At 66.1% G+C, this 10,923-nt stretch carries 11 protein-coding genes; 8 read left to right on the top strand and 3 right to left on the bottom strand.

From position 1 onward, the window contains the following. A partial coding sequence (gene sepH / locus QZZ33_RS09625) for a septation protein SepH (RefSeq protein WP_291379704.1) occupies window positions 1–861 on the bottom strand: 861 nt, incomplete at its 3' end. 72 nt (window positions 862–933) lie between these two features. On the opposite strand from sepH, the gene QZZ33_RS09620 reads away from it, so the two are divergent. The 5 genes from QZZ33_RS09620 to QZZ33_RS09600 all read left to right on the top strand — a co-directional run bounded on the left by QZZ33_RS09620 (window position 934) and on the right by QZZ33_RS09600 (window position 3,611). After that, the gene (locus tag QZZ33_RS09620; RefSeq protein WP_291379703.1) at window positions 934–1,758 is read left to right on the top strand and encodes an inositol monophosphatase family protein; all 825 of its coding nucleotides are present in this window, start codon (window positions 934–936) and stop codon (window positions 1,756–1,758) included. Between the two features lie 105 nt (window positions 1,759–1,863). Then, window positions 1,864–2,163, top strand: coding sequence for a DUF4193 domain-containing protein (locus QZZ33_RS09615; protein WP_226097016.1), 300 nt, complete (start codon window positions 1,864–1,866; stop codon window positions 2,161–2,163). Window positions 2,164–2,203: 40 nt separating this feature from the next. Beyond that, window positions 2,204–2,653 (top strand): dUTP diphosphatase, encoded by a 450-nt coding sequence (gene dut, locus QZZ33_RS09610; protein WP_291379702.1) that lies wholly within the window; start codon window positions 2,204–2,206, stop codon window positions 2,651–2,653. Beyond that, complete coding sequence (locus tag QZZ33_RS09605) at window positions 2,650–2,949, top strand: DNA-binding protein (protein WP_291379701.1); 300 nt, start codon at window positions 2,650–2,652, stop codon at window positions 2,947–2,949. The genes dut and QZZ33_RS09605 overlap by 4 nt, the downstream gene beginning before the upstream one ends. Continuing rightward, window positions 2,946–3,611, top strand: coding sequence for a DUF3159 domain-containing protein (locus QZZ33_RS09600; protein WP_291379700.1), 666 nt, complete (start codon window positions 2,946–2,948; stop codon window positions 3,609–3,611). The genes QZZ33_RS09605 and QZZ33_RS09600 overlap by 4 nt, the downstream gene beginning before the upstream one ends. On the opposite strand, the gene QZZ33_RS09595 is transcribed toward QZZ33_RS09600, so the two are convergent. Next, window positions 3,541–4,215 carry a TrkA family potassium uptake protein gene (locus tag QZZ33_RS09595; protein ID WP_291379699.1) on the bottom strand — a complete coding sequence of 225 codons (675 nt, stop codon included), beginning with the start codon at window positions 4,213–4,215 and terminating at the stop codon, window positions 3,541–3,543. The two genes, QZZ33_RS09600 and QZZ33_RS09595, sit on opposite strands and share 71 nt — an antisense overlap. Further along, complete coding sequence (locus QZZ33_RS09590) at window positions 4,212–4,877, bottom strand: TrkA family potassium uptake protein (protein WP_291379698.1); 666 nt, start codon at window positions 4,875–4,877, stop codon at window positions 4,212–4,214. The genes QZZ33_RS09595 and QZZ33_RS09590 overlap by 4 nt, the downstream gene beginning before the upstream one ends. Window positions 4,878–4,917: 40 nt before the next feature. On the opposite strand from QZZ33_RS09590, the gene QZZ33_RS09585 reads away from it, so the two are divergent. Genes QZZ33_RS09585 through QZZ33_RS09575 form a run of 3 tightly spaced genes read left to right on the top strand, consistent with a single transcriptional unit; the run spans window position 4,918 to window position 10,862 of the window. Then, window positions 4,918–6,816: an amino acid permease gene (locus QZZ33_RS09585; protein WP_291379697.1), complete on the top strand. Its 1,899-nt coding sequence runs from the start codon at window positions 4,918–4,920 to the stop codon at window positions 6,814–6,816. Further along, a complete protein-coding gene (locus tag QZZ33_RS09580) occupies window positions 6,813–8,003 on the top strand; it encodes a TRAM domain-containing protein (RefSeq protein ID WP_291379696.1) in 1,191 nt (396 codons plus the stop codon). The genes QZZ33_RS09585 and QZZ33_RS09580 overlap by 4 nt, the downstream gene beginning before the upstream one ends. 48 nt (window positions 8,004–8,051) lie before the next feature. Further along, window positions 8,052–10,862: an aconitate hydratase gene (locus tag QZZ33_RS09575; RefSeq protein WP_291379695.1), complete on the top strand. Its 2,811-nt coding sequence runs from the start codon at window positions 8,052–8,054 to the stop codon at window positions 10,860–10,862. Window positions 10,863–10,923 lie beyond the last annotated feature (61 nt).

Below are 10,923 nucleotides of genomic sequence, written 5' to 3'. Positions count from 1 at the left end.
GGTGCCAGCTGGGTGAGGAATCGAGGTGGGGCGATTCGGTGCGGCACTTCGCGCGGGTCCGAAGCCCTCGAAAGCGTCGTCGTCCCCGTCGTCGTCGATCTCGACTGGCTCGCGCACGCCCCTGCGGCCAGCCAGGTCCTCAAGCAAGGCGTCCGTCGCTTCGCGTTCGGCCTGCTCCTCCGTCAGTGCCGGTTCTGCGGTGGTGACGCTCGCGGGACGGTGCGGGTGCAAGGGGACCGGCCCTGAGTCGGCGCGCACCGCGCTCAAATGCCGACGCGGTACCGGAGCATCCAACAGTTCGGTCTCGGTCAGCCAGGTGGCCTCGTCGTCTTCTGCGGTGAGGGCCTTGGCGACGTGGTCGAATGTCCACAACGCGCGGACGGCGCGCCCGTCAACCCGATAGTCTGCGGCGACCTTCCAGGGCTCGTCGATCTCCCGCCACGCGTCCCACGCGACGGAATCAGGGTCGATGCCGCGCCCGGCAAGACGATCGCCCACCAGGTCTCCCAGGGTGGGAGCGGTGGTGTCACGACCGATGCGGGTGGTCCTCGCCATCTGCACAATGTAGGAGCGCTCCGCAAGCACAGGGGCCTCGAATTTGCGGATGGCGTCGACGGGCTCACCCGTCAGTTGGGCAAGCTCTGCGGCATTGAGACCCGCCCTGATGCGCTGCTGGATCTCGCGCGGGCTGAGCCGGGTCGCGGGGGCGTCGTCGTCGCGGTCGCGGCGTACCACGCGCGCGTGGCGCACGAGTTCGCGCAACTCGTCCGAAATCGCGAGCCGATGCTCGTCGCCGTCGGTGGTCACGACGATGAGATGAGTACCGTCTTCGGACAGTCCCTTGAGGCTCATTCCCGTCATTGCTCTACTGTGCCACGCCGGATGCCTCCTCGCGCGACGCCGCGCCAGTGCGTCGTGTGCGAGGCTCTTCGCATGGACTCTCCGCTCGAACTCATGGACATCGCCGCCACCCTTGCGCGTGAAGCGGGGGAGCTGGTGATCGAGGGCCGTTCCCGGGCGGAAGTCACCTCCACCAAGTCCTCCCCGATAGACATCGTCACCCAAATGGATGTGGCCGCCGAGACGATGCTGCGCGCGCGACTTGCTGAAGTTCGACCGGACGACGCGATCCTGGGGGAAGAAGGCGAGGAAACCTCGGGCACGTCCGGAGTCACGTGGGTGATCGATCCGATCGACGGTACCGTCAACTACCTCTACGGCCTGCCACATTTCGCGGTGTCGGTCGCCGCCGTCGAAGGAGGATCAGATCCCCGGACATGGCGCGCACTTGCGGGCGCCGTGTTCGACGGTTCGAAGGTGGAGTGGAAGGCGGCGGCCGGTCACGGCGCGTGGAAGAACGGACAAGCGATCGAGCGAGGGCCCGCGCCGGCGCTCTCGGCGACGCTGCTGGCCACCGGTTTCAACTATGTCGCGCAATTGAGGGTCGCCCAAGGAAGGCTCGTGACGCACGTGTTGGGGCACGTGCGCGATATCAGGCGCTTGGGGGCGGCGAGCGTCGACTTGTGCCTGGTGGCAGAGGGTGCGATCGATGCCTACTACGAGCACGGCCTGAAACCGTGGGACTTTGCCGCAGGAGCGCTCATCGCCTCAGAGGCGGGCGTCAAGGTGGGCGGAATCGACGGCGGGCCAGCCGATTCTGAGCTGCTGATTGCCGCTGCGCCGGGCGTGTGGGAGGAGCTTCGCGACGTCCTCGAACAGGCTGGCGCGGGTCACTTGTGGGAGGCTCCGCGCGCCTAAAGTCGCGCAAACGCCGATTGTGGTGCAGAATGCCTGCGCTGAGTGGGAACAAAACCTCGGCCGCAAGCATTCATCACACACCGACAAGGTGAAGGAGAACCCCGGATGGCGACCGATTACGACGCCCCCCGCAAGACCGACGACGAAATCGCTGCTGACTCCATCGAGGAGTTGAAGGCGCGTCGCTCGGATAAGAGCTCGGGCGTGGTCGACGAGGACGAGGCCGAAGCGGCCGATAGCTTCGAGTTGCCAGGCGCGGACTTGTCCGGCGAGGAACTGTCCGTGAGGGTGCTCCCTCCGCAACAGGATGAATTCACGTGCATGTCGTGCTTCTTGGTGCACCACCGCAGCCAACTGGCGGAGTTCAAGGGTGACCAGCCGATCTGCACGGAGTGCGCCGCGTAGCGTCGGCCACGCCGACGCTTTCCGCCTAGGCTGGGGCCCCATGACAGACGTCGAGGTGCTGATCAGCACGACAGAGGCCGATGTGCCCTTGCCCGCTTACGCCCATCCTGGCGACGCGGGTGCTGACCTCACCACGCGTCAGTCGGTGGTGCTCGCTCCTGGCGAACGCGCCACGCTGCGCACCGGAGTACGCATCGCCTTGCCCTCCGGCTACGTCGCGCTCGTGCATCCTCGGTCGGGCCTCGCGGCGCGGCACGGGGTCACGATCGTCAATGGCCCTGGCACGGTCGACGCCGGCTACCGCGGCGAGATCAGCGTCACGCTTCTCAACACCGACGCGCACTCTCCCGTCGAGTTCGCGGTCGGCGACCGCATCGCGCAACTCGTGATCCAGCGGGTGGAGCACGCGGCATTCGTGCCGGTCGCGGATCTTCCAGGCTCTCATCGAGGTGTCGGTGGCTTTGGCTCCACTGGGAAGGCGAGCGAGTGAACGGGGACAAGGTGGCCGCCGCGCGTGGCTGGACGCCAGTGGGCGACGTGACTGTCAGGTCGCTCGAGCGCACGGGAGGCCGCATCGCGTACGTCGAGGTCAGCCCCCACGACGCTCCTGCACGCCTCACCGCCCGCGTGGTGGACCCGACCGGTGCAATAGACCTCGTGTTTCTTGGCCGCCGCTATGTCGCGGGACTCGAACCAGGGGCCACCGTGGGCATCGAGGGCAGGGTCGCGGCGAGCGACGACGTTCCGCGCATCTTCAACCCCCGCTACGAACTGTGCCAGCCGTGACGGCTGACAGGCCCGCAGGCGGCGCCACGTCCCTTGTTGGGGAAGACTTCGACTGGTCGGAGGCCATCGGGGGGTGGCGCGGCATGGCCGAATCCGTCGCCCCAGGCGGCGTGTTCGTGACCGCGTACCTGATCTGGGGAGGATTTCGCATCCCCGTCATCGCCGCGGTCGCGACAGTGCTCCTCATGGTCGCCGCGCGGCTCATCCAACGCACCCCTGTGACACAAGCGCTGGGTGGGCTACTCGGCGTCGGCATCGGTGCCATCTGGGCGTGGCGTGCTGGGGACGCGACCGAGTTCTTTGTGCCCAGCTTCTTCTACACGGGCGGCTACGCGGTAGCGCTGCTCGCCTCGATGCTGTGGCGATGGCCCGCCGTGGGAATTGTGGTGGGCCTGCTGAAGGGATGGGGAGGACGCTGGCGCCAGTATCCGCGCGTGGCGCGACGTTTCCAGGCGGCAACCGCCTTCTACCTGGGGACCCAGTTGGTCAAGCTTGCCGTGCAGCTCCCGCTGTACTTTGCCGGCGCCACGGCGGCTCTTGGCGTCGCGAAGCTCGCGCTCGGCCTGCCGTGGTTTGCTGTGGCCTTGTTCGTTATGTGGCGGATGGTGAGGAACGTAGAACTTCCTGAAGAGCCTGAGGATCAGCCTCCGCCGAAAGAATGAACAGCAACTCGTCGTGCGACTCCACGGTGTCCTCTGGCGTCGGGGCGATCGTCCTGTCGCCACGCACGATGCACGACAACACGACGTCCGTTGGCAATGAGATGTCTCGCAGGGCGACGCCCACCAGTGGGGAGTCCGAGGGCAGCGTCACCTCGATAATCGACGCACCTGACTGATGGAAGGTGAACACCTTCACCAGGTCGCCAATGGCGACGGCCTCTTCGACCATTGCCGTCATGATGCGCGGCGTCGACACCGCGACGTCCACGCCCCATTGCGAGTCGTACATCCATTCGTTGCGGGGGTTGTTGACGCGCGCCACGGTGCGCGGCACCCCAAACTCGGTCTTCGCCAGGAATGAGATGACGAGATTCGCCTTGTCGTCTCCCGTCGCGGCAACCACCACGTCCATCGTCTCGACGGCGGCCTCTCGCAACGCGAGGAGTTCGCACGCGTCCGCGAGCATCCACTCGGCCTCCGCGACCTGCGACACGCGCATGGCGGAGGGGTTGTGATCAATGAGTAGCACCTCGTGAGCGTGTTCGATGAGGTCGCTGGCGATTGATCGCCCCACTGAGCCGGCGCCAGCAATGAGGACCTTCATGACGCCTTCCTCGGTGGGTGGCCGAACACCTTCACCACGGACTGTTCGGATGCTGTCATGACGAGGGCATACACGTCGTCCCCATCCTGAAGCACGGTGTCTTCGTCCGGCAGCAGGGCATCCCCGAAGCGGGTGAGGTAGGCGATTCGCGCGCCGGACGCGCGCTCCAACTGCTCGCACGTGTGGCCCACCCATGCGTCGTTGAAGGGAAGACGGCGCATGGACAGCCCCGCGTCTGCGTCTTCATAGAGTCCCTCTGAACCGCCAGGTAGCAGGCGGGTCACAATCTGAGCCGCGGTCCACGGCACCGGCGCCACCGTAGGAATTCCCAACCGTCGGTAGACCTCCGCCCGGCCAGAGTCGGCGATGCGGGCCACCACGTTCTCCACGCCGTACGTCTCACGGACGACGCGTGCTGCGAGGATGTTCGAGTTGTCACCATCGGACACGGCGGCGAAGGCGTACGCCTCTTCGACGCCCGCCGTCGTCAGGGTGTCCCTGTCGAATCCGAGCCCTGTGATCTTCTGGCCCTTGAAATCAGAGGGGAGCCGACGGAAAGCGTCGGCACGCACATCAATGATGGCCACCGTGTGGCCGCGCGACTCAAAATCGCTCGCCAACCGGGCGCCAGTTCGGCCACAACCCATGATCACCACGTGCACGCCACCACGCTATACCGCCTGGAGCCTAGGATGGTGCGACGTGCGACGGTTTCTTGAACGAGTGAAGCGACTTGTCTTTGGCGCGCCCGTAGCCACGGACCTGTCCAAGCCGCAAGCACTGCGCAGTCGTCTGGCGCTTCCCGTGTTTGGCGCGGGCGTCGTATCGGCCGTTGCGTATGGCCCAGACGCCGTCGTCGTCGCCTTGCGATCGGGCTCTCAGCAGGCGGCGATTCCGTACATGGCGGCGGGCGTGGTGATCATCCTGGTGTTGATCGGGTGCGCATACGCCTCACAAGTACGTGCCTTCCCTCACGAGCGCGGCGACTATGGGGTGGTTCGCGACCGCCTGGGTCAGCGGTTCGGAATCATCACCGGCGCATCGCTACTGATCGACTACCTGTTCACCGTGTCGATCGCCGTCTCGGCAATGGCCGAGGTCACGGTCTTCCTCATTCCCGAGTGGTCAGGGAACCAGGCGATCATCGCGGTGACCGCCCTCGCCTTCATGACCCTCGCCAACCTGCGAGGGGTCCGGGACCGGCGTCGGGTGCTGTTGACCGTCTGGCACGGATTCTTGGTAGTGCTGGGAGTCCTCGCCGTGGTGGGCATAGTGCGGCACGGAGGGGATCGGACAGACGCGGTGGTGGCGGATGCAACGTCGACGTGGACCGTGCTGGTCGCGTACGCGGGCGCCGTCGCCTCTGGCGCCGTCATGGCGACTGGCCTTGAACACCTGGCCTCGTCCGGCCCTTATCACGCCGAGCCGCGGGGTAAGCGGGCCTCTCGAACACTGCTGACCGCCGTGTTCGCAGCCGCCGCTGCCTTCTTTGCGATCAGTTGGCTGGCCTGGACCTACCGGCTCTCCGGGTGGTCCAGCGGCTCCATCCTGATGCAGGTGTCCGAAAAGGTGTTCGGCAACGTGATCGGCGTGTGGGTGGTGGGCATCTCCGTGGTCACGATTCTGTACGCGGCCGCCACCTCCGTCTTCAGGCGATTCGCGCGGTTGACCGGGCTGCTGGCCTCCGACGGTGTCTTGCCTCGGCAGATGGCGATGCGCAACGACCGCTTGGTGCTGCGCGGCGCGGTTCTGCTGGTCGCCGCGCTCTCCGCCACCATCGTCGTCGCGGTTGACGCCAGCGTCGACCGGATCGTCCACATGTTCATCGTGGGGGTCTTCACGGCGATCGTGTTGAGCCAGCGAGCAATGATCGAGTGGACGACCGCCAAGCTGAACCTGGCGACGGATCCGCGCGAACGGTGGACCCTTCAGTGGCGTCGGATTCTGCACATGGTCGCCTCGGTGGTGGCGATTGGCGTGCTCGCCGTGACTGCGGTGTTCAATTTCGCCAACGGCGCGTGGATCGCGATTGTGCTGATCGTGCTTGTGGTGGTGATGATGCACTCCATCAAGCGCCACTACTCAGCCGTCAAGGCGGACATCTCGCTTGACGCGGGCGCGAAGGCGCCAAGCCTTCCCTCCGCCACACACGGCATCGTGCTGGTGGCGCAACTGCACCGACCAGCGCTGCACGCACTCGCCTACGCCAAGGCGGCCAGACACAGCACGCTCAAGGCAGTGACCGTGCAGATCGACCGAGGAGCCTCCGTGGCGCTGCAGCGCCGGTGGGCGGCCATGGACCTTGGCGCGCCGCTGGTGGTGCTCGACTCGCCCTACCGGGATCTTGTGGGCCCGATGCTGGAGTACGTCAAGAACATGCACCATGCCTCACCCAGAGAGGCAGTGTTCGTGTACGTACCCGAATACATCGTGGGCCGCTGGTGGGAGCAACTTCTTCACAACCGCGCCACCGCACGGCTACGTGCGCAACTTCTCAATGTGCCCAACGTGGTGGTGAGTGCGGTGCCGTGGATGCTCGAATCCGCGCGCCGCGAGGGCCCCGTAGACGACCGCATCATCCAAGGACCGGAACCCCAGTGACCCAGACTCTTCGCCTTACCGTCGGCGCCCCTGCGCACGGCGGCCACTGCATCGCCAGACACGAGGGGCGAGCGGTGTTTGTGCGCGGCGGACTCCCCGGCGAGGTGGTCGAGGCGGAGGTAGACGACCCGGCCGCGGACGCCCGGTTCTGGAACGCCGCCGTGACGCAGGTGCTCGAGGCCTCGCCAGACAGGGTCGAGCACCCGTGGCCGGAGGCAGCGATCGGTGGGGTGGGAGGCGCAGAGCTGGGGCATGTCGCGCTTGCCGCTCAGCGTCAGTGGAAGCTGTCGGTGGTGCGCGAGTCGCTGGCGCGCTTCGCCGGGATTGAGTACGAAGGCGACGTGCGCGCGGCCCCAGGGGACGACGACAGGGCCGGGCTGCGCTATCGCACGAGGGTGTCGGCGCTTGCGGGCGAAGACGGCAGGGCCACGATGGCCGTGCCGGGAAGCGGTGTGAGGCACACTCTGCAGGCCATGCCTCTCGCGGTGGAGGAGGCCGAGGAGGCGCTGCTGGCCGCGAAGGCGGAACCTGGCCAACTCATCGAGGTGGCGACCACCTCCTTTGGCGAGACCTACGTGTCACGAGGCAAGGGCGACCCCAAAATCCTCACGGAGACCGTGACGGCAGGGGGAAGGAGTTTCGCCTACGGGTTGCGGGCGGGGGAGTTCTGGCAGGTGCACCGCGAGGCGCCTGGTGTGCTTCTCGCGGAGGTGTTGCGCTTGGTGGGGGATGCGCCTCGCGTGCTCGACCTGTACTCGGGCGCGGGGCTCTTCGCCGTGCCGTTCGCTGCGGAGGGACGCGATGTCACCGCCGTGGAACTCGCGGGTACTCACACCAAGGGAAAGACGAGTCTGCAGCAGAACCTGCGCGGCTATCCCAGCGCGACCGCGGTCGCTGGCGACACCCGGCGAACGGTTGCCGCCATGACCGCCGCCGACGAGGACTGGTCGCGCGGAGCGGTCGTGCTCGACCCGCCGCGGTCGGGCGCCAAGGCCGCGACCATCCAGGCGATCGCCTCGCTCGAGCCCGCCCGCATCGTCTACGTCGCGTGCGACCCCGTGGCACTTGCGAGGGACGCGAAGACCCTCGCCGAGTGCGGCTACACCGTGGAAGAGATTCAGGCTTTCGACCTGTTCCCCATGACGCACCACGTCGAAACTGTGGCGAGCTTCGCGCGCACCGAGTAGTGGGACTTCCGTCTCGGTAGGATGGAACCTCACGAGTCAAGGAGCGCAATGAGCATCAATAGTCTGGGATCACAGTCCACCCTCAACGTGGGCACCACGTCGTACGAGATCTACCGCTTGGACGCAGTTCCAGGCCTCGAGAAGCTCCCGTACTCGCTGAAGATCCTGGCTGAGGCTCTGTTGCGCACGGAGGACGGCAAGAACATCACCGCCGACCATGTCCAGGCGTTGGCGCAGTGGGACCCGAAGGCCGCACCCGACACGGAGATTCAGTTCACCCCAGCACGCGTGGTGATGCAGGACTTCACCGGGGTGCCGTGCGTGGTCGACCTGGCGACGATGCGCGAAGCGGTCGTGGAGCTGGGCGGCGACCCCACCGCCATCAACCCTTTGGCCCCCGCCGAAATGGTGATCGACCACTCCGTCGTCATCGACATCTTTGGTCGCAAGGACGCCCTGCAGCGCAACACGGACCTCGAGTACGAGCGCAACCGTGAGCGCTACCAGTTCTTGCGCTGGGGTCAGACGGCCTTCGACAACTTCAAGGTGGTGCCACCAGGCACGGGAATCGTCCACCAGGTCAACCTGGAGTACCTCGCCAGGGGCGTGATGACCAAGGACGTCGACGGGACACTGCAGGCATACCCCGACTCGTGTGTGGGAACCGACTCCCACACCACCATGATCAACGGCCTGGGCGTGCTGGGCTGGGGCGTTGGCGGAATCGAAGCTGAGGCGGCGATGCTTGGCCAGCCGGTCTCCATGCTCATCCCCAAGGTCGTGGGCTTCAAGCTCTCTGGGCAGATCCCTGCGGGTGCCACCGCCACTGACGTGGTGCTGACCATCACCGAGATGCTGCGAAAGCACGGCGTGGTCGGCAAGTTCGTCGAGTTCTACGGTGAGGGCGTCGGCGCCGTTCCGCTGGCCAATCGCGCCACGATCGGCAACATGAGCCCCGAGTTTGGCTCAACGGCCGCGATCTTCCCCGTCGACTCGGTGACTATCGACTACTTGCGCCTCACGGGGCGCTCCGCGGAGCAGGTGGCGCTTGTCGAGGCGTACTGCAAGGAACAAGGGCTGTGGCACGATCCGGCCGCCTCAAGCTATGTGGAGCCGGTGTTTTCCGAGTACCTCGAACTCGACCTGGGCACCGTGGTGCCCTCGATCGCGGGGCCCAAGCGCCCCCAAGACCGCATCGCGCTGACCGACGCCAAGGCCGGGTTCTCCAAGGTGATCGGCGACTACGCGAATCACGAGGACCAGGTCACCGAAGGCCTCGACGAGTCGGTCGAAGAGACCTTTCCTGCGTCTGATCCCATTGCGGCGGAGTCGCACGCGGGCGACGCGCCCTTGCCGCGCGACACCTTTGGGGAGGCGACGGCCAGGCCCCGCAAGGTGGTGCCGCTCGCTCTCGCAGACGGAACCGTCACTGACCTTGACCACGGCCGCGTCGTCATCGCTTCGATTACGTCCTGCACCAACACGTCGAACCCGTCCGTGATGCTCGCGGCCGCGCTCCTGGCCCGCAACGCGAACAAGAAGGGGCTGACGTCAAAGCCGTGGGTCAAGACCTCCATGGCGCCAGGCTCCCAGGTGGTCACCGACTATTACGAGAAGGCGGGTCTGTGGCCGGACCTTGAGGCGCTCGGCTTCCACCTGGTCGGCTACGGCTGCACCACCTGCATCGGCAACTCGGGGCCGCTTCCCCCCGAGGTATCCGAGGCCGTGAGCGAGCACGACCTCGCAGTCGTGTCGGTGCTCTCTGGCAACCGCAACTTTGAGGGCCGCATCAACCCTGACGTGAAAATGAACTACTTGGCTTCACCGCCACTCGTGATCGCGTACGCGTTGGCCGGCACCATGGACTTCGACTTCGAGACGGAGTCGCTCGGCAAGGACACCGAGGGCCACGACGTGTTCCTCAAAGACATCTGGCCCGGCCCAGAAGAGGTGGAGTCCGTGGTCGGATCGTCCATCACCGAATCCATGTTCTCCACCAACTACGCCGACGTGTTCGCAGGCGACGAGCGGTGGCGCGATCTCCCCACGCCTGATGGCAATACCTTCGAGTGGGATACCGAGTCGACGTATGTGCGCAAGCCCCCCTACTTCGAGGGAATGGGTGCTCAGCCCGAGCCGGTTGAGGACGTGGCGGGAGCACGCGTGCTTGCACTCTTGGGTGACTCCGTCACGACGGATCACATCTCGCCAGCAGGTTCGATCAAGGCCGACAGCCCGGCAGGTGTCTACCTCGCAGAACACGGCATCGAACGCCGCGACTTCAACAGTTACGGATCCCGCCGCGGCAACCACGAGGTCATGATTCGCGGGACATTCGCCAACATTCGGCTCAGGAACCTCCTGCTGGATGGCGTCGAGGGAGGCTTCACCCACAACTTCCTCACCGATGAGCAGGACACCATTTACGATGCGGCTCAGGCATATGCCGCCTCCGGCATTCCGCTCGTGGTGCTCGCCGGCAAGGAGTACGGCACGGGTTCGAGCCGCGACTGGGCCGCGAAGGGCACCCGGTTGCTGGGTGTGAGGGCGGTCATCGCGGAGAGCTTCGAGCGGATTCACCGTTCCAACCTGATCGGGATGGGCGTGCTGCCCTTGCAGTTCCCTGAGGGCAAGTCGGCGGCGGATCTGGGGCTCGACGGCACCGAGACCTTCGACATCGCGGGAATCGCCGCGTTCAGTCGCGGCGAGCACCCCAGGGCGCTCACGGTGGTCGCGACCAAGGCTGACGGCCAGACGGTGGAACTCGACGCGGTCGTTCGCATCGATACCCCAGGCGAGGCAGACTACTTCCGTCACGGCGGCATCCTGCAATACGTGCTGCGTTCCCTCGTCGCTTAGCGTGCGGCGCGCGGAACCGAAGTTCGCCCGCGCGCGTTGCAGGACTTACAGTGAGACGACC

This window comes from Demequina sp. (genome assembly GCF_016278775.1).
Classification (GTDB): Bacteria; Actinomycetota; Actinomycetes; order Actinomycetales; family Demequinaceae; genus Demequina.
This window is presented reverse-complemented; position numbering and strand designations above follow the sequence as displayed.

Excerpts from the sequence above, each read along its gene's own strand:
- QZZ33_RS09595 (WP_291379699.1), bottom strand. The coding sequence starts at position 4,215 with ATGAAGGTCCTCATTGCTGGCGCCGGCTCAGTGGGGCGATCAATCGCC.
- QZZ33_RS09620 (WP_291379703.1), top strand. The coding sequence starts at position 934 with ATGGACTCTCCGCTCGAACTCATGGACATCGCCGCCACCCTTGCGCGT.
- QZZ33_RS09615 (WP_226097016.1), top strand. The coding sequence starts at position 1,864 with ATGGCGACCGATTACGACGCCCCCCGCAAGACCGACGACGAAATCGCT.
- QZZ33_RS09575 (WP_291379695.1), top strand. The coding sequence starts at position 8,052 with ATGAGCATCAATAGTCTGGGATCACAGTCCACCCTCAACGTGGGCACC.
- dut (WP_291379702.1), top strand. The coding sequence starts at position 2,204 with ATGACAGACGTCGAGGTGCTGATCAGCACGACAGAGGCCGATGTGCCC.